Raw genomic sequence first — 18,143 nt, 5'->3', positions numbered from 1 at the left:
GCCTCAGGCCGAGTGCGCTCCATCCGCCAGCGCCTTCACCCGTGCCAGCACCTCGGCCACCGGCACGCCCGCGCCGATGTCCTTGACGATGGCCGAGCCCACGACGGCCCCGTCGGCCACGCTGGCGATGGCTTTCGCCTGCCCGGGCGTGTTGATCCCGAAGCCGACGATCACCGGCAGGTCGGTCGACCGCTTGATCCGCGCCACCTCGGGCGCAACGTCGCCCGCCTGGGCGGCGGCGGCGCCGGTGATCCCGGTGATCGAGACGTAGTAGACGAAGCCGGAAGTGTTCTGCAGCACCTTCGGCAGGCGCTTGTCGTCGGTCGTGGGTGTGGCCAGGCGGATGAAGTTCAGCCCCGCCTTCTGCGCCGGGATGCAAAGCTCGTCGTCCTCTTCGGGCGGCAGGTCGACGACGATGAGCCCGTCGATCCCGGCCTCGATGGCGTCCTTCAGGAAGCGGTCGACGCCGCGGGAATAGATCGGGTTGTAATAGCCCATCAGGACGATGGGCGTGGTGGTGTCCCCGGCCCGGAAGGCGCGGACCATGTTCAGGACCTTGTCCATGGTCATGCCGCCTTCCAGCGCGCGCTGGCCCGCGGCCTGGATCGTCGGGCCATCGGCCATCGGGTCGGTGAAGGGCATCCCCAGCTCGATCACGTCGACACCGGCACCGGGCAAGCCCTGCATGACCGCCAGCGAGGTCGCCTCGTCAGGGTCGCCGCCCATGATATAGGCGACGAAGGCTTTCTTCCCCTGGGCTTTCAGCCGCGCGAAGGTGTCGTCGATCCGTGTCATGCTGGCCCCCTGCAAGTCCGGTCCCATCTGCCACGGGCGAGCGGGGGAAATCAAGGAGCGGCTCAGCCCTGCTGCCGCCAGGGGGCCGAGATCATCCAGTGCGTGCCGAAGCGGTCCTTCAGCATTCCGAACCCGTCCGACCAGAAGGTCGGCTGGTAGTCCATCATCACGCTGCCGCCTTCGGCCAGCGCCGCGAAGATACGCTTGGCCTCGGCGTCGGACCCGGCCTCGTGGCTGATGGTGACGGAAGCCTGCGGCGCGCCCGCGTGGCCCGGTGGGAAGTCCGAGGCCATCAGGCTGCGCCCGCCGATGTGAAGGGTGGAGTGCATGACGAGGGGCGAGCCCTTCAGCTCGGGCGGGGCGTCGGGCATCTGGTCGTAGCCCATGATGCTGAGCGTGCCGCCGAAGACCTGACGGTAGGCCTCCATCGCCGCGCGGCAGTCGCCCTGGAAATGGATGTAGGGATCGAAGCTCATCGGTGTCTCCTCTTTGCCGATAACCCTACGGGACGGGCCCGAGTCGCGGAACCTTGATCCTCGCCTTCCGCCCCCGTAGAAGCGGCGCGTCGCCAATGGAGGGCATCATGGGTTTCAGGATGGGCATCGTCGGGCTGCCGAATGTGGGCAAGTCCACCCTCTTTAACGCGCTGACCCGGACGGCGGCGGCGCAGGCGGCGAACTTCCCGTTCTGCACCATCGAGCCGAACGTCGGCGAGGTCTCGGTACCGGATGCCCGGCTGGAGAAGCTGGCCGGGATTGCCGGGTCGAAGCAGATAATCCCGACGCGGATGACCTTCGTCGATATCGCGGGCCTCGTGCGCGGGGCGTCGAAGGGGGAGGGGCTCGGCAACCAGTTCCTTGCCAACATCCGCGAATGCGACGCGATTGCCCATGTGCTGCGCTGCTTCGAGGACGGGGACATCACCCATGTAGAGGGCCGGATCGACCCGGTGGCCGATGCCGAGACGATCGAGACCGAGCTGATGCTGGCGGATCTGGAATCGGTCGAGCGGCGGCTGGCGGCGTTGGCCAAGAAGCTGCGCGGCGGGGATCAGGAGGTGCAGGACCAGGATCGGCTGCTGCGGGCCGCGCAGGCGGCGCTGGCCGAGGGCAGACCGGCGCGGTCGCTGAAGATCGCCGAGGACGACCGCAGGCAGTGGCGGATGCTGCAACTGCTGACGGCGAAGCCGGTGCTCTATGTCTGCAATGTCGAGGAGGCTTGTGCGGCCGAGGGCAACTCCCAGTCGGACCGGGTGGCCGAGATGGCGGCGAAGCAGGGCGCAGCCTCGGTGGTGATCTCGGCCCGGATCGAGGAGGAGCTGGCGCAGCTTCCCGAGGACGAGGCGGTCATGTTCCTGGAGGAGATGGGGCTGCACGAGGCGGGGCTCGACCGGCTGATCAAGGCGGGTTACGCGCTGCTGGGCTTGCAGACCTATTTCACCGTCGGGCCGAAAGAGGCGCGGGCCTGGACGATCACGAAAGGGACGCTTGCCCCGCAGGCGGCGGGGGTGATCCACGGGGATTTCGAGAAGGGGTTCATCCGGGCGGAAACCGTGGCCTATGACGACTATATCGCCGGGAACGGCGAGGCGGGGGCCAAGGAAGCGGGCAAGTTCCGGGTCGAGGGGAAGACCTACGAAGTGAAGGACGGAGACGTGCTGCACTTCCTGTTCAATGGGTGATCTGTCCACGCAGGGCAAGATTTCGACCTGAGTGATTTCAATGGGTTGGGCGCGGGCGTCAGGATGGGGTTAACACTCTGACGGTCCGCTCGTCGTGCACTTCGTTTCTCCTCGCCGGGACTGACCGACGAGGAGCCGAAGGCGAACGAGGAGGGGCCGTCAGACCCCCGCCGGGTTGTCGACCTCGCCGCCCATTTCCTTCAGGTCCTGGTAGCGGTCGCCGATGCGGTGGTGCGGGCGGCCCCCGAGCGACGCGCCGAGGGCGATGACCAGCTCGTCATGGCCCGGTGCATCGGGGACCGAGAACTGCACCGTCAGATAGTGCGAGCGGCGCCCGGCGTCGTGCTTGTCCATCAGCGGGATCTGGAGTTGCGTGTTGGCGGGGCCGCGGCTGTTGGTGAAGCCGAGGTAGGTCTTCGCCCCCACCGCCTCGCGGAAGAAGTTGCCGAAACGCAGGGTGTGGATCAGCGCCGAGCAATGTTCCAGCTCGCAGGCGGTGCCGCAGAGGGCGGCCTTGCCATAGGCCTCGATCTTGTCGCCCCCGCCCGCGAGGCGGATCAGGCGGTCGGTCAGGAGTTGGCCCAAGGCAGGTCCCATGCGGCGGATTTCGGGGCCAAGGTCTTCGACGAAACCGCGCCCATACCAGGGGTTCGTCACCACGGCGGCGACCGCGATCATGCGGAGCGGCGGGGTGCAGGCGCGACCGCCGTCGCTGACGGTATCCTCGTCATAGGTCACAAGCTTGCGGAGTTCGGGGAGGGACATGGGATTTCCTTTCTGTCTCAGCGGGCGCCGATCTGGCGGACATGACCCGAGGTTTCGGTGCCGTGGTAGAGGGTGAAGCTGCCGTTCCTGAAGTCGTCGGCATAGCGGGCGAGCATCTGCGCCTCGGTCGGGTTGGCGAGCGGCGCTTTGGCGAGGTCGGCGAGCGGCAGGATGCGGTAGCCCTGCGGCAGGGTGCCGGAGACCTTGCCGTGGTAATAGACCGCATGGCCGCCGGTCGTGCGGTCATCGAAGGCGGCGTAGACGAAGTCGATGGTGGGCATCAGGCCCTGTGCCGTCAGCGCGGCGGTCAGGCTGTCGAGCGTGGGCTGCGGGGCGAGGGGCAGGCTCAGTGCGCCGTGATCGTCCTTGAGGAGCACGCCGCCGTTGCAGGCCAGAACCGCGCCGAGGCGGCTGCCTTTCGCGGCAGCGGCGGCTTCGGCGAGGTCGCGCTCGATGCCGATGGAGAAGTAGTTGCCCCGGAAATAGCCGAGGGGTTGGCCTTCGTTGGTGGCGAAGGCCTCGATCCGGCCGATCAGGATCAGGTGGTCGCCCGCGTCGACAAGCTGGTGGTTCGCGCAGGCGAATTGCGCCAGCGCGCCGTCAAGCAGGGGAACCCCCGCGTGGCCGGGTGTCCAGGCGCAGTTCTGGAACTTGTCCGGGGTGCGCGAGGCGAAGAGGCCGGAGACGGCTTTCTGGTCTTCGGCGAGGATGTTGACGGCGAAATGCGGAGCCTCGGCGAAGACATCCGCCGAATGCGCGGTCTTGGCGAGGCAGACGAGGAGGAGCGGCGGGTCGAGCGAGACGGAGGTGAAGCTGTTCGCGGTGAAGCCGCGGGGCGTGCCGTCCGCTTGCCGCGTGGTGATCACGGTGACGCCGGTCGCGAAGGTGCCGAAGGCGTTGCGCAGCGCGCGGGGGTCGATCCGGGTCATCTGAGCACCTCGGTGAGGAAACCGACTACGGGGCGGTTTACCGCGGGCGGGTCCTCGGCCAGCGCCATGTGGCGGAGGCCTTTCAGGATGACGAGCCGCGCGCGGGGGATTTCGGTGGCGATGGCGATGGACATTTCGGGGTTGTTGCCGTGGTCTTCGTCGCCGGTGAGGACGAGGGTCGGGCAAGAGATCGGTGGTCTTGGCGCGACGATCTCGTCCACGCCATGCGCGAGGATGCGGTAGAGCCTGGGGTAGACCTTCGGGTCGTTGGCCAAGACCCAGCGGCGGGTCAGGTCCATCAGGTCGGGCCGGGCTGTGCGGCAGGCTTCGGTATACCAGCGCTCCAGCGCCAGTTCGACCGTGGCGGCGGGGCCGTGCTCCTCGGCCTGTGCGACGCGGAACAGGATGGCGGCTTGCGCCTTTTCGCTGCGGCGATGGGCGGAATGCAGGATGACGAGGGCGGCGGTGCGGGCCGGGTGGTCCTGCGCGAAGCGGCGGGCGATCATGCCGCCGAGCGAGAAGCCGACGATGGCGGCCCGGTCGATGTCCAGGTGGTCGAGAAGCGCGGCAAGTTGCGCCGCGAGGTCGCGGAGCGTGGGTTGCCCCTCGGGCGGGGCGGACTGCCCATGGCCGATGAGGTCATAGCTCAGGACGCGAAAGCGGCTTAGGTCGGGCGTCAGCCACTGCCAGACGGCGCGGGTGAGGCCGAGGCCGTGGATCAGCACGACGACCGGGGCGGCCTCGGGGCCGGTCAGGTCATAGACGGTGCCGTGGGGGTCGATCATCGCAGCGGCCTCCTTTCCCGGTGGTGCTTTCGTTTGCCATCGCAGTCCGCGGTCGAGTTTCGAAATTTCGTCAACCAATGGCGAAATTTCGGAAACATGCGGCATTTCGGCGCGGCATCAACGGGGGAAGCTGCGGAGGACCGAGATGGCTGAGATCAAGCGCTGCCAGATGCTGATTGACGGGGACTGGGTTTCCGCCTCGGACGGGGCGGTGTTTCCGTCGGTGTCTCCGGTGACGGGAGCGGTTTGGGCCGAGGTGCCGGAGGCGACGGGTAGGGACGTCGACCGGGCGGTCAGGGCGGCGGACCGGGCGCTTTCGGGCGAATGGGGGCGGATGACGCCCTCGGCGCGGGGGAAGTGCCTGCGGAAGCTCGGCGATCTGCTGGCAGAGGCGTCGGAGGAGCTGGGGCGGGCGGAGACGCTGGACACCGGCAAGATGCTGAAGGAGACGCGCTGGCAGGCGAAGTATATCGCGGAGTTCTTCCATTTCTATGCCGGGGCGGCGGACAAGATCAGCGGCGAGGTGCTGCCGATCGACAAGCCGGATTTGCTGGTCTTCACCAACCGGGAACCGCTGGGTGTGGTGGCGGCGGTGGTGCCGTGGAATTCGCAGCTGTTCCTGTCGGCGGTGAAACTGGGGCCGGCGCTCGCGGCGGGGAATACGGTGGTGCTGAAGGTGTCGGAGCACGCCTCGGTACCGATGCTGGAGTTTGGCCGCCTCATCGCGGAGGCTGGGTTTCCTGCGGGGGTGGTGAACATCATTTCCGGGCATGGCGAGGTGGGGCGGGTCTTGACCTCGCATCCCCTGGTGGCGCGGGTGTCCTTCACCGGCGGGCCGACTGCGGCGCGGCATATCGTGCGGAACTCGGCGGAGAATTTCGCGGAGGTGTCGCTGGAGCTGGGGGGGAAATCGCCCTTCGTGGTGTTCGAGGACGCCGATCTGGAAAGCGCGGTGAACGGGTCGGTGGCCGGGATTTTCGGCGCGACGGGGCAGAGCTGTGTCGCGGGGTCGCGGCTGATCGTGCATGAGGCGGTGGCCGACGAATTCCTGGCACGGATGGTGGCGGCGGCGCAGGCCATTCGCATTGGCGATCCGCTGGCGGACGAGACGCAGATGGGGCCGCTTTGCACCGAGGGCCAGCTGCGGCACATCGAGGCGCAGGTGGCTTTGGCGGTGACGGAAGGCGCGACGGTCCTGACCGGGGGCAGGCAACCCGCGCTGGGCGGGACCTATTACGAGCCGACGATCATCGACTGCCCGTCTCCCGACCTGACCATCGTGGATACGGAACTCTTCGGGCCGGTGCTGTCGGTACTGCGCTTCAGGACCGAGGAGGAGGCCATCGCTTTGGCGAACCGGTCGGAGCATGGGCTGGCCGCCGGGATCTTCACCCGCGACGGGGCGCGGCAGATGCGGGTGGCGAAGGCCATTCGCGCCGGGATCGTCTGGGTGAACACCTACCGCGCCGTCTCGCCCATCGCGGCCTTTGGCGGCGTCAAGGGATCGGGCTACGGCCGCGAGAGCGGGTTCCAGGCCCTGTACGACTACACCAGGCCCAAGACGATCTGGGTCAACACCTCATCCGAGCCCATCGCCAACCCCTTCGTGATGCGCTGATATTTCAGGGAGATAGAAGATGAAATTCCACCTTGCGATCAACATGGAGCGAATCGACGACACGCTCGACATGAAGGATGTGGCCAAGCACACGCTGGAAATGGTGCAGATGGCCGACCGGGGCGGGTTCCGCATCGCCTGGGCGGCGGAGCATCACGCGCTGGAGATGACCATCGCGCCGAACCCGTTTTCGATCCTGACCTGGTGGGCGGGAGAGACGTCGAACATCCGCCTCGGGACCGCGGTCATCGCCGCGCCCTACTGGCATCCGATCAAGGCGGCGGGGGAGGCGGCCTTCGTCGACCTGATCTCGGGCGGGCGGCTGGAGTTCGGCATCGGCTCGGGCGCCTATCAGCGCGAGTTCGACCGGATGCGGCCGGGGCTGAAGCAGACCGACGCCTGGCGTTACATGCAGGAGATGCTGCCGGTGATCCGCGCGCTGTGGCAGGGCGATACCGAGCACAACGGCGAGCACTGGAGCTTCCCGGCCTCGACCTCTTGCCCGAAGCCCTTGCAGAAGGAGGTGCCGGTCTGGGTCGCGGCACGGGCGCCGATCACCTATGACTATGCGGTCAAGCAGGGCTGCAACATCCAGTCCTGGCCCCTGACCCGCGACATGGGCGAGGCGCAGGCCTATATGGACCGGCTGAACGAGGCGGTGGCGAACAACCCCGGCGCCAAGCGGCCGACGATGGCGATGATGCGCCATACCGCGCTCTATGACCGGAAGGAGGACTGGATGGTCCCGGTCCGCGCGGCGCAGCGGCAGCTTTCGCAGTTCGAGAACCTGTTCAAGAACATGGGCGATGTGGAGAACGGCTTTCCGAAGTCGATCCCCTTCGACCAGTTGGGCAACCGGGCGGAGTATGACCCGGAGATGCTGTCGCGGAACCTGATGTTCGGCACGCCGGACGAGGTGATCGCCAAGCTGAAGGAATACGAGGCGATCGGGGTGGATGAGTTCATCTACTACGCGAGCCTTGGCCTGGGCCTGAAGGAACAGAAGCGGTCGCTGGAACTGTTCTGCAAGGAAGTCATCCCGGCTTTCGCGTGAGCGGCTGCTCGTCGTTCGCCTTCGGCTTCTCCTCGCCGGGTTATTCCGACGAGGAGACGAAGTCGAACGAGGAGGCCTTCGACCGGACCGCGCGGGTGGTGCGCTGTTGCAGGGTTTCGAGATAGCCGGTCAGGGTGCCGGGCCAGGAGGGTGCGGCTTCCGTCGGTGCCCACCCTTGCCGATAGTCGCTGGGGCGGCGGTCGAAGCATTTCCGGAAGGCGCTGGCGAAGTGGCTGAGCGCGTTGAAGCCGGTGGCGGTGGCGATCTCGCGGACCGAAAGCTTGGTCGCGATCAAGAGGACGCGGGCGTGTTGCAGCCGGACGAGGGTGCCGAACTGCACCACCGAACAGCCGAGGCCCTTGTGGAACAGGCGTTCGAGCTGGCGCTGTGAGAGACCCAGCTCCTCGGCAACCTCGGGCACGGTCAGGGGATCGGCGATGTTCGCCTCGATCAGCGCGATGGCGCGGCGCAGGATCGGCGGGAACTGGTCGGTGCCCTGTCCCAGCGTCCGGCGCTGCGGGGCGGTGGGCGGGCGGATCGGCTGGTAGAGGATCTGGTCGGCGACCTCGCCCGCCATGCCCTCGCCGTGGCGGTCGGCGATGAGGCGGAGCATCAGGTCCACCCCGCCCATGCCACCCGCGCAGGTGAGGATGCTGTCACCGAGGGTGTAGAGCTGTTCGACAAGGGGGATGTCAGGGTAGCGCTCCTGGAAGCCCGGTGCCCAGGACCAGTGGGTGGCCAGCGGGCGGCCGGTCAGGAGGCCGGCCCGGGCGAGAAGGTAGCAGCCAAGCTCGACCGCGCAGAGCCGCGCGCCGTCGCGGGACTGGCGGCGGAGCCAGGCGAAAAGCTCGCGGTTGGCATAGTCCTCGGCTCCCCAGGAGGCGAGGGCGAAGATCGTCTCGCCGCGCCGGTTGCGGTCGTCGAGCGGCTGGGCGGTGATGGAGAGCCCGTTCGAGGCAGGGATCTCGGGGCCGTCGAGTGACAGGATTTCCCATTGGTAGAGCGGTTCCGGCGCGAGATAGTTCGCCACGCGCAAGGGTTCGATCATCGTGATCAGTGTCGCCATGTTGAAGCGCGGCACGATGACGAAGCTGACGCGGGTGGGCGGCGCGACCGGGCGCAGAAGCTGCGGCACCGGGGGTGGGGCCGAAAGGATGCGGTTTTTCGACATGCCGAAAGGATAGCTGTCGAAATACCGGCGGGGAAGCCGCACCCCGCAGGCAGGGCGAAAAACGACCGCAGCAGCGCCGCGAGGCTGTTAGAGTGCCCGGGCAACGGTGGAATCGGGGCCGGTATGTTCGCAATCCTGCTACACTTCGGCGTCACGCTGGTTCTGTCGGCACATATCCTCTTGCGGCGCCACCGCCTTGCCGAAACGCGCGTCGCATGGCTGTTGATCGTGCTGGGCCTGCCCTACCTGGGCGCGCTTGCCTATCTGCTGCTTGGCCAGACGAGCATCGGCAAGGCGCGAATCCGCGCGATGCAGCGCGTCATGGCGGAGCTGCCCCGGTCCGAAGCTCCGGAGTTGGCTGCGGAGGAGGCTCTGCCGGGGCAGTCCCGGGGCCTGTTGCAGGTCGGGCGGTCGATCTCGGGCTATGGGCCGGTCGGCGGCAACCGGATGCAGTTGATGGCCGATTCGGACAGCGCGATCGACGCGATGGTGGCCGATATCGACGCGGCGACGGATCATGTCCACCTGGTCTTCTATATCTGGCTGGACGATGGCAACGGCCGGAAGATGGCGGAAGCCGTCATGCGGGCGGCGCGGCGCGGCGTGGCCTGCCGGGTGATGGTCGACGACATCGGGTCGCGCAAGTTCACCCGGAGCGAGCTGTGGCGGCAGATGGCGGCGGCGGGCGCGCAGACCCGGACCGCCCTGCCGGTCGGCAATCCGCTGCTGCGGATGCTGAACGGCCGGATCGACCTGCGCAATCACCGCAAGGTGCTGGTGATCGACTACAGCGTGACCTATTGCGGCAGCCAGAACTGCGCCGACCCGGCGTTCCTGCCGAAGGCGCGGTTCGGCCCCTGGGTCGATGTGGTGATGCGCTTTACCGGGCCGGTGGTGCGGCAGAACCAGCATCTCTTCGCCTGCGACTGGATGGGCAACGGCGGCGACGACGTGACGGGGCTGCTGCGGAGGCCGCAGCCGGCGCCCGGAGCGGGGTTTGTCGCCCAGGTGGTCGCGACCGGGCCGACTTACCGCGACGCGGCGATGCCCGAGATGTTCACCAGCCTGATCTTTGCCGCCCGGGCCAGTCTTTTCATCACCACGCCCTACTATGTCCCGACGCAGGCGGTGCAGGCGGCGATCTGCTCGGCGGCCTATCGGGGGGTGGAGGTCACGATCATCTTCCCGGCCCGCAACGACGACCTTGCCGTCGGCGCCGCCAGCCGGAGCCACTATGAAAGCCTGCTGGAGGCCGGTGTCCGGGTCTTCGAGTTCCAGCCTGGCCTCTTGCACGCGAAGACCTTGACGATGGACGGCGAGTTGGCGCTGATCGGTTCGGCCAACATGGACCGTCGGAGTTTCGACCTGAACTACGAGAACAACATCCTGCTGGCGGATGCGGCGGCGACCACGGCGCTGCGGGCAAGGCAGGAGGAGTTTCTGGCGCAGTCGCGCCGGATTTCCGCGGCGGAGGTCGCGGCGTGGGGCTCCGTCCGGCGGCTGGTCAACAATGCGCTGGCGATCATGGGGCCGGTGTTGTGAGGAAAACGGATGACGGATCTGAGCGCGGGTGAGGCGGCGGCGCCGGGGGCGCTGGCCCGCCTTCTGCGGCGGAAGATGGCGCTGTTCGGGCTGGCGATCATCGTGCTGGTGGTTGCCGGGGCGGTTTTCGCGCCCTGGATCGCGCCTTTCGATCCGAACGACCAGATGTTCGACGGGTTGACGCTGGAGGGCGCGCCGATGCCGCCGGGCGGACAGTTCCTGATGGGGACCGACCTCTTGGGGCGCGACCTGTTCAGCCGGTTGCTCTATGGGGCGCAGACGTCGCTGATCATCGGGGTGGTGGCGAATGGCCTCGCGCTGGTCATCGGCACGCTGGTGGGGATCACCGCCGGGTTCTTCCGGGGCTGGATCGGGGGCGTGCTGATGCGCTTCACCGACCTGATGATGGCCTTCCCGGCGCTGCTCTTGGCGATCTGCCTGGCGGCGATCTTCCAGCCGTCCTTGTGGATCGTGGCGCTGGTCATCGCGCTGGTGAACTGGGTGCAGACGGCGCGGGTGATCTATACCGAGACCTCGTCGCTGGCCACGCGCGACTTCATCGCGGCGGAGCGGACATTGGGGGCCTCGACCAGCCGCATCCTCTTCCGCCATATCCTGCCTCATCTTCTGCCGACGATCATCGTCTGGGGGACGCTGGGGATTTCGACGACGGTGCTGCTGGAGGCGACGCTCAGTTTCCTCGGCATCGGGGTGCAGCCGCCGACGGCAAGCTGGGGCAACATCATCTTCGAGAACCAGACCTGGTTCCAGACCGCGCCCTGGCTGGTCTTCATCCCCGGCGCGGCGATCATCCTTCTGGCCTTGGCCTTCAACCTGGTGGGCGACGCCTTGCGCGACGTGCTGGACCCGACGCAAAGGGGGCGCGACTGATGGCGGGTTATCTGATCCGGCGGCTGGTGCAGGCAGTGCTGATCCTCCTCGGCGTCAGCTTCATCACCTTCTTCCTCCTCTACGTCCTGCCCGCCGATCCGGTGCGCCAGATCGCCGGGCGGTCGGCGACGGCGCAGACGGTCGAGAACATCCGCGAGCAGCTGGGCCTCGATAAGCCTTTCGTGGTTCAATACGCCCGCTATCTTGGCGCGCTGGTGCAGGGCGACATGGGGCGGAGCTACCTGCAAAAGACGGAAGTTGCCGAGCTGATCCTGTCGCGGCTGCCTGCCACGCTGCTCCTCATGGTCGCGGCGATTGTCTGCGAGCTGGTGCTGGGCCTGACGATGGGGATCATCGCGGCGCTGTGGCGGGGAAGGGCGGTGGACCAGACGCTGATGGTCACTTCCTTCGTCACCGTCTCGGCGCCGCAGTTCGTGGTGAGCCTGCTCCTCCTCTACGTCTTCGCGGTGAAGCTGGGCTGGTTCCCGATCGGCGGCTACGGGACCTTCGCACACCTGGTCCTGCCGGCCGTGACTTTGGCCATCCTCGGCTCGGGCTGGTATTCCCGGATGATGCGGTCGAGCATGATCGACGTCCTGCGCGCCGATTATATCCGCACCGCCCGCGCCAAGGGGTTGAGCCGCGCGCGGATCGTGCTGCGCCATGCGCTGCCGAACGCCATCCTGCCGGTGATCGCCATGATCGGGATCGACATCGGCGTCTTCATGGGCGGGATCGTGGTGGTGGAAAGCGTGTTCGGCTGGCCCGGCATCGGGCAACTGGCCTGGCAGGCGATCCAGCGCGTCGACATTCCGATCATCATGGGCGTCACGCTGGTCTCGGCCTGCGCCATCGTGCTTGGCAACCTTCTGGCCGACCTCATCGCCCCGTTCATCGACCCCCGCATAAGACTTCGCTGACAAACCAACAGGAGAGAAAGAATGAAAAACCTGCTCGCCTCGACCGCCGTGATGCTGGCGCTGGCCCTGCCTGCGCTGGCGCAGGACTATGCGCCCGACCCGAACGCCAGGCCGGGTGGGACCATCACCATCACCTACAAGGACGATGTGGCGACGCTGGACCCGGCCATCGGCTATGACTGGCAGAACTGGTCGATGATCAAGTCGATCTTCGACGGGCTGATGGACTATGTGCCGGGCACCACAACGCTGCGCCCGGGTCTGGCGGAGAGCTACGAGATTTCCGAAGACGGGCTGGTCTACACGTTCCATCTCCTCAAGGGCGTCAAGTTCCACAACGGGCGCGAGATGACGGCGGAGGATGTGAAATATTCGCTGGACCGCGTGACCAACCCGGAAACCCAGTCGCCGGGGGCCGGGTTCTTCGGGGCCATCGCCGGGTTTGACAAGGCGGGGCCTGACGGGCTGTCGGGAGTGGAAGTCGTCGATCCGTCGACGGTCAAGATCACCTTGTCCCGCCCCGATGCGACCTTCCTGCATGTCATGGCGCTGAACTTTGCTTCCGTGGTGCCGAAGGAAGCGGTCGACGAGGCCGGGGCCGATTTCGGCAAGAAGCCGGTCGGGACCGGGGCCTACAAGCTGGCGGAATGGACGCTGGGGCAACGGCTGGTCTTCGAGAAGAACGCCGATTACTGGCGGCCCGGCGTGCCCTTCCTTGACTCCATCGTCTTCGAGGTCGGTCAGGAGCCGGTGGTGGCGCTGCTGCGGTTGCAGAACGGCGAAGTCGATGTGCCCGGCGACGGCATCCCGCCCGCCAAGTTCACCGAGGTGATGGGCGACCCGGCGCAGGCCGCACGCGTCGTAGTGGGCGGCCAGCTTCACACCGGCTACATCACGCTGAACGTCAAGATCGCGCCCTTCGACAAGCTGGAGGTGCGCAAGGCGGTGAACATGGCGATCAACAAGGAGCGGATCACCCAGATCATCAACGGCCGCGCGGTGCCCGCGACCCAGCCGCTGCCGCCCTCGATGCCGGGCTATACGGAAGGCTATGCAGGCTATGCCTATGACCCGGAGGGGGCCAAGGCGCTTCTGGCCGAGGCGGGGCTGGCCGACGGGTTCGAGACCGAGCTTTACGTCATGAACACCGACCCGAACCCGCGCATCGCGCAGGCGATCCAGCAGGACCTTGCGGCCATCGGGATCACGGCCAACATCCAGAACCTCGCCCAGGCCAACGTGATCGAGGCCGGGGGCGCGGGCACCGCCCCGATGATCTGGTCCGGCGGCATGGGCTGGATCGCCGACTTCCCCGATCCATCCAACTTCTATGGCCCGATCCTTGGCTGCGCGGGCGCGGCAGAGGGCGGCTGGAACTGGTCGAAGTTCTGCGACGAGGCGCTGGACGCCAAGGCGGTGGCCGCAGACAGCATGTTCGATCCGGCCAAGGCGGCGGATCGGCTGAAGGCCTGGTCCGACGTCTATATGGGCGTGATGGATGAGGCCCCTTGGGTTCCGGTCTTCAACGAGGAACGCTACACGATGAAGTCGGAACGGATGGGCGGCGAGGATGCGCTCTATGTCGATCCGGTGTCGATCCCGGTCAACTACGACTACGTCTGGGTCAAACAGTAATGTGCAAGGCCTGCGACTATACGATCCACGGCGCGCAGCATCACTTCGGCTGGGACAATTCCCTGCCGCCCGCGCTGCGCGTCGCGCCGGGCTCGACCATCGAGTTCCATTGCCATGATTCCTCGGCGGGCCAGCTTGGCCCGTCGTCTACCGTGCAAAGCGTGGTCGACCTGGACTTCGGCAAGATCAACCCGGTGTCGGGGCCGATCTACGTGGACGGGGCCAAGCCCGGCGACGTGCTGAAGGTGACGCTGGAGGGGTTCGCCCCCAAGGTGTTCGATGGCAAGGGCTTCGGCTGGACGGCGAATATTCCGGGCTTCGGGCTGCTCGCCGACCAGTTCGCCGACCCCGCGCTGTGCCTGTGGTCCTATGACCCGGCCAGCATGGAGCCGGCGATGTGGGGGTCTTCGGCGCGGGTGCCGTTGAAGCCGTTCTCCGGCACCATCGGCTGCGCGCCTGCCGAAGCCGGGTTGCATTCCGTGGTGCCGCCGCGCCGGGTGGGGGGGAACCTCGACATCCGGGACCTGACCTCGGGCGTGACGCTCTACCTGCCGGTGGAGGTGGAGGGGGCCTTGTTCAGCGTGGGCGACACGCATGCGGCGCAGGGCGATGGCGAGGTCTGCGGGACGGCGATCGAAAGCCCGATGAACGTGGTGCTGACGCTGGATCTGGTGAAGAACCAGCCGCTGAAGACCCCGCGCTTCACCACGCCGGGGCCGGTGACGCGGCATCTGGACGCCAAGGGCTATGAGGCGACGACGGGGATCGGGCCGGACCTGATGAGCGCCGCGCGGGATGCGGTGGCGGGGATGGTCGACCTCTTGACCGCGCAGCAGGGGATTTCGGCGGTCGACGCCTACATGCTGTGTTCGGTCTGCGGCGACCTTCGGATTTCCGAGATCGTCGACATGCCGAACTGGGTGGTCAGCTTCTATTTCCCCCGGGTCGTCTTCGAATGACGCTGGCGGAAGTCCTGCCAAGCGCCGGGGCTGTGACGGCCCCGGACCCCGTGCTGCGGGTCGAGGGGCTCTGCGTCTCGGTCCGCACCGAGGGCGGGCTGAAGCCCTTGGTGCAGGACCTGTCCTTCACGCTGGCGAAGGGCGAGACGCTGGCGATTGCCGGGGAGAGCGGATCGGGCAAGTCGATCACCTCGCTGGCGATCATGGGGCTGTTGCCGCCGCCTGCGGTGCGGGTGACGGGGGGGCGGGTGCTGCTGGGGGGCGAGAACCTGATCGGCTTGCCCGAGCCGGCGCTGCGGTCGGTGCGCGGCGACCGGATCGCGATGATCTTCCAGGAGCCGATGACCAGCCTGAACCCGGTGATGACCGTGGGCGCGCAGCTGGTCGAGGCGATCCGGGCGCATGAGCGGGTGGGCCGGGCCGAGGCCGCGAAACGGGCGGTGGAGGCTTTGCGGGCGGTGCGGCTGTCGGAGCCCGAGCGGCGGATGGGGCAGTATCCGCATGAGTTGTCGGGGGGTATGCGGCAGCGGGTGATGATCGCGATGGCGCTGGCGCTGAAGCCGGAGGTGCTGATCGCCGACGAGCCGACCACGGCGCTGGACGTGACCGTGCAGCGCGAGGTCTTGGACCTCTTGCGCGACCTGCAACGGCAGATGGGGACGGCGATCATCCTGATCACGCATGACATGGGCGTGGTGGCCGAGATGGCAACCCGTGTGATCGTGATGCGGCAGGGGCGGCAGGTGGAGGCGGCGGCGACTGTCGACATCTTCGGCAAGCCGCAGGCCGACTATACCCGCGCGCTCTTGGCCGCCGTGCCACGGATGGGGCAGGGTTTGGTGCGGCCTCCGGTCACGACGGAGCCGGTCGCGCGGCTGGAGGATGTGGTCGTCCGCTATCCGCTGCGTGGCGGGCTTCTGGGCGGGGTCACGCAGAACGTCCACGCGGTCGAGCATGTCAGCTTCGACATCCGCCGGGGCGAGACCTTCGCGCTGGTCGGCGAATCCGGCTGCGGCAAGTCGACCATCGCCAAGGCGCTCGTCGGGCTGGCGCCGCACAGCGGGCGGATCGAGATTGCCGGGCAGGCGTTGGCCGGGCTGGATGCGCCGGGGCAGAAGGCGATGCGCCGCAAGGTGCAGATGGTGTTCCAGGACCCGATGGCTGCGCTGAACCCCCGGATGCGGGTGGGCGAGCTGATCGCCGAGCCGCTCTTGATCCACGCCCTCGGCACGGCTGCCAACCGCCGCGCGAAGGCTGCCGACCTGATGGCGCGGGTGGGGCTGGAGGCGTCGCAGCTTGACCGCTATCCGCATGAATTCTCCGGCGGGCAGCGGCAGCGCATCTGCATCGCCCGGGCGCTGGCGCTGCAACCTGACCTGATCATCGCCGATGAAAGCGTCAGCGCGCTGGATGTCAGCGTGCAGGCCCGCGTGCTGGGCCTTCTCCGCGCGCTTCAGGCAGAGTTCGGCATGTCCTACCTGTTCATCAGTCACGACATGGCGGTGGTCGAGAACATCTCGGACCGGGTGGGCGTGATGTATCTGGGGCAGATCGTCGAACTGGGGACGCGGGCGCAAATCTTCGGCAATCCGCAGCACCCCTATACAAGGCGGCTGATCGACGCGGTACCGGTGCCCGACCCGGCCCATCAGCGCGCCGCCGCCCCGGGTCTGGCCGGAGAGGTGCCAAGCCCGCTGCACGCGCCGGGGTCAGGGCCACTCCGGGTCAGGCTGGCCGATATCGGCGGGGGCCATCTGGTTGGGCAGTAAGGGCAGCCCCGGTCAGGGGGTGGCGAGAATCCTGCGAATGTCGCGGGCGGCCTGTTGCAGGGCGGTGAAGGCGGCGTAGCGCCTGTCGTGCAGGGCGGCGAGGTCTCCGGTCGCCGGGGTGTAAAGGCGCGCTGTGCCGGACATGGCGGCCATTGCGGCGGCGGCGTCGGGGTGGGTGCCGCTGGCCATCGCGCCCAGCATGGCGGCGCCAAGGAGCACGGGTTCGGGCGCCTCGGGCAAGGCGACGGGCAGGCCGGTGCTGTCGGCGAGCATCTGGCAGGCGAGGTCGCTTTGCGCGGCGCCGCCGCTGGCGATCAGGGTGGTGATGGTGATGCCCTTGTCGGTGAAGGCGTCGAGGAGCTGGCGGAGACCGTAGCCGATGCCCGTCAGGCCGGAAAGGTAGAGGCGCGCCAGGCTGTCGATCCCGCGGTCGAGGCCGAGGCCGGAGATCACCGCGCGGGCCTGCGGATCGGCGAAGGGCGAGCGGTTGCCGAGGAATTCCGGCACGACGATGAGGTCTTCGAGGGCGCGGATGGCGGCGAGGGGGTCCTTCGCCATGCGGGCGGCGTGGTCGGCGACATGGGCGATGAGGCTGCGGCCTTGCTGTGCGGCCTCCTCGGCGATGGTGCCCGCGTCGCGGTGCAGGTGGACGAGGTGGTCCAGCGCCGCGCCCGCCGCCGACTGGCCGCCCTCGTTCAGCCAGAGGCCGGGGAGCATAGCGTCGAAGTAGGGGCCCCAGACGCCGGGGACGGGGGTGGCCTCGGGCGTCGAGGCCATCGAGCAGGCGGAGGTGCCGAAGATATAGGCCAGCCGCCGCGTGGGGTCGACGTCGCCGGGCAGGGTGACGCCAAGGGTGCCGAGCCCCCCGGCATGGGCGTCGATCAGCGCGGCGGCGACGGTGACGCTTTCCGGCAGGCCAAGCTCGCGCGCGGCCATCGCGTTCAGCGGGCCGAGCGCGGTGCCGGGGGGGACGACCTCGGTCCCGATGCGGCGGAAGCTTTCGTCGGCCAAGGTGCCAAGGCCGATGGCGCGGAAGTAACCGGCGTCCCAGCGGGCTTCGTGGGCGAGGTAGGTCCATTTGCAGGTGACGGTGCAGGAGGACCGCGCCAGCCGACCGGTGGCGCGCCAGGTCAGGTAGTCGGACAGGTCGAAGAAATGCGCGGCGCTGGCGAAGCTGTCGGGTAGGTGGCGGGAGAGCCAGAGGAGCTTTGGCGTTTCCATTTCCGGCGAGATGCGGCCGCCGACATAGGCGAGGACGGCGTGGCCGCCTGCGTTGATCTCCTCGGCCTCGGCTTGGGCGCGGTGGTCCATCCAGACGATCACGTTGCGCGCCGGGTCGCCGGAGGGGCCGACGGGGATGCCCTGGCCCCGGTCCCCCACGGCGACGAGAGAGCAGGTGGCGTCGAAGCCGATGCCAGTGACTGCTTGCGGGTCGATGCCAGAGGCCGCCATCGCCTCGCGCACCGCCGAACAGACCGCCTGCCAGATCTGGTCGGAGGATTGCTCGACGATCTCGCCTGCGTCCTGCCACATGGTGACGGGATGCTTGCCCACGCCCAGAAGCCGCCCGGAGGGGTCGAAGACTCCCGCCCGCGCCGATCCCGTTCCGACATCGACTCCGATCAGCAT

Annotated in this window: 16 protein-coding genes; 9 read left to right on the top strand and 7 right to left on the bottom strand. The window is 67.9% G+C overall.

Translation table 11 applies throughout. The features are described 5' to 3' along the window. Positions 1 to 3 precede the first annotated feature (3 nt). Both trpA and JNJ68_RS01440 read right to left on the bottom strand, forming a co-directional pair. On the bottom strand, positions 4 to 795 hold the full coding sequence (gene trpA / locus JNJ68_RS01445; RefSeq protein ID WP_294978063.1) for a tryptophan synthase subunit alpha: 792 nt from the start codon (positions 793 to 795) through the stop codon (positions 4 to 6). Positions 796 to 857: 62 nt separating this feature from the next. After that, a complete protein-coding gene (locus tag JNJ68_RS01440) occupies positions 858 to 1,271 on the bottom strand; it encodes a VOC family protein (protein WP_294978061.1) in 414 nt (137 codons plus the stop codon). 107 nt (positions 1,272 to 1,378) lie between these two features. On the opposite strand from JNJ68_RS01440, the gene ychF reads away from it, so the two are divergent. Then, positions 1,379 to 2,476 carry a redox-regulated ATPase YchF gene (ychF, locus tag JNJ68_RS01435; RefSeq protein ID WP_294978059.1) on the top strand — a complete coding sequence of 366 codons (1,098 nt, stop codon included), beginning with the start codon at positions 1,379 to 1,381 and terminating at the stop codon, positions 2,474 to 2,476. A 159-nt stretch (positions 2,477 to 2,635) separates the two neighbouring features. Here the strand turns inward: ychF and JNJ68_RS01430 are convergent, their stop codons facing one another. From JNJ68_RS01430 to JNJ68_RS01420, 3 genes are read right to left on the bottom strand one after another with little or no spacing between them, the layout of a single operon-like run. After that, complete coding sequence (locus JNJ68_RS01430) at positions 2,636 to 3,241, bottom strand: amino acid synthesis family protein (protein WP_294978057.1); 606 nt, start codon at positions 3,239 to 3,241, stop codon at positions 2,636 to 2,638. 17 nt (positions 3,242 to 3,258) lie between these two features. Beyond that, a complete protein-coding gene (locus JNJ68_RS01425) occupies positions 3,259 to 4,170 on the bottom strand; it encodes a flavin reductase family protein (protein ID WP_294978055.1) in 912 nt (303 codons plus the stop codon). Continuing rightward, the gene (locus JNJ68_RS01420) at positions 4,167 to 4,955 is read right to left on the bottom strand and encodes an alpha/beta fold hydrolase (RefSeq protein ID WP_294978053.1); all 789 of its coding nucleotides are present in this window, start codon (positions 4,953 to 4,955) and stop codon (positions 4,167 to 4,169) included. The genes JNJ68_RS01425 and JNJ68_RS01420 overlap by 4 nt, the downstream gene beginning before the upstream one ends. Positions 4,956 to 5,100: 145 nt before the next feature. Here JNJ68_RS01420 and JNJ68_RS01415 point away from each other — a divergent pair, with 145 nt between their 5' ends. Together JNJ68_RS01415 and JNJ68_RS01410 are read left to right on the top strand one after the other, a co-directional pair. Next, positions 5,101 to 6,573, top strand: a complete 1,473-nt coding sequence (locus tag JNJ68_RS01415; protein ID WP_294978051.1) for an aldehyde dehydrogenase — start codon at positions 5,101 to 5,103, stop codon at positions 6,571 to 6,573. A gap of 19 nt (positions 6,574 to 6,592) precedes the next feature. Continuing rightward, the gene (locus tag JNJ68_RS01410) at positions 6,593 to 7,627 is read left to right on the top strand and encodes an LLM class flavin-dependent oxidoreductase (protein ID WP_294978049.1); all 1,035 of its coding nucleotides are present in this window, start codon (positions 6,593 to 6,595) and stop codon (positions 7,625 to 7,627) included. Between the two features lie 40 nt (positions 7,628 to 7,667). On the opposite strand, the gene JNJ68_RS01405 is transcribed toward JNJ68_RS01410, so the two are convergent. Continuing rightward, positions 7,668 to 8,840, bottom strand: a complete 1,173-nt coding sequence (locus JNJ68_RS01405; RefSeq protein WP_294978048.1) for a GlxA family transcriptional regulator — start codon at positions 8,838 to 8,840, stop codon at positions 7,668 to 7,670. An 81-nt stretch (positions 8,841 to 8,921) separates the two neighbouring features. Here JNJ68_RS01405 and cls point away from each other — a divergent pair, with 81 nt between their 5' ends. Genes cls through JNJ68_RS01375 form a run of 6 tightly spaced genes read left to right on the top strand, consistent with a single transcriptional unit; the run spans position 8,922 to position 16,514 of the window. Continuing rightward, the gene (gene cls, locus JNJ68_RS01400) at positions 8,922 to 10,340 is read left to right on the top strand and encodes a cardiolipin synthase (protein WP_294978046.1); all 1,419 of its coding nucleotides are present in this window, start codon (positions 8,922 to 8,924) and stop codon (positions 10,338 to 10,340) included. Positions 10,341 to 10,349: 9 nt separating this feature from the next. Continuing rightward, positions 10,350 to 11,231: an ABC transporter permease gene (locus tag JNJ68_RS01395; protein WP_294978044.1), complete on the top strand. Its 882-nt coding sequence runs from the start codon at positions 10,350 to 10,352 to the stop codon at positions 11,229 to 11,231. Continuing rightward, entirely contained in the window at positions 11,231 to 12,151 is a 921-nt protein-coding gene (locus JNJ68_RS01390) for an ABC transporter permease (protein ID WP_294978043.1), read from the top strand. Before JNJ68_RS01395 ends, JNJ68_RS01390 begins: the two co-directional genes overlap by 1 nt. Before the next feature lie 21 nt (positions 12,152 to 12,172). Beyond that, positions 12,173 to 13,786, top strand: coding sequence for an ABC transporter substrate-binding protein (locus JNJ68_RS01385; RefSeq protein WP_294978042.1), 1,614 nt, complete (start codon positions 12,173 to 12,175; stop codon positions 13,784 to 13,786). Continuing rightward, entirely contained in the window at positions 13,786 to 14,745 is a 960-nt protein-coding gene (locus tag JNJ68_RS01380) for an acetamidase/formamidase family protein (protein ID WP_294978040.1), read from the top strand. Before JNJ68_RS01385 ends, JNJ68_RS01380 begins: the two co-directional genes overlap by 1 nt. After that, positions 14,742 to 16,514, top strand: coding sequence for an ABC transporter ATP-binding protein (locus tag JNJ68_RS01375; protein ID WP_294978038.1), 1,773 nt, complete (start codon positions 14,742 to 14,744; stop codon positions 16,512 to 16,514). The genes JNJ68_RS01380 and JNJ68_RS01375 overlap by 4 nt, the downstream gene beginning before the upstream one ends. Positions 16,515 to 16,526: 12 nt before the next feature. Here JNJ68_RS01375 and JNJ68_RS01370 read toward each other — a convergent pair whose 3' ends face one another. Beyond that, a complete protein-coding gene (locus JNJ68_RS01370; protein WP_294978036.1) occupies positions 16,527 to 18,143 on the bottom strand; it encodes an FGGY-family carbohydrate kinase in 1,617 nt (538 codons plus the stop codon).

Origin of the sequence: Tabrizicola sp., from assembly GCF_016793705.1 — a bacterium.
In the GTDB taxonomy this organism is placed as follows: domain Bacteria; phylum Pseudomonadota; class Alphaproteobacteria; order Rhodobacterales; family Rhodobacteraceae; genus Tabrizicola.
The sequence above is the reverse complement of the archived record's forward strand: the minus strand, read 5'-3'. Positions and strand labels throughout refer to the sequence as shown.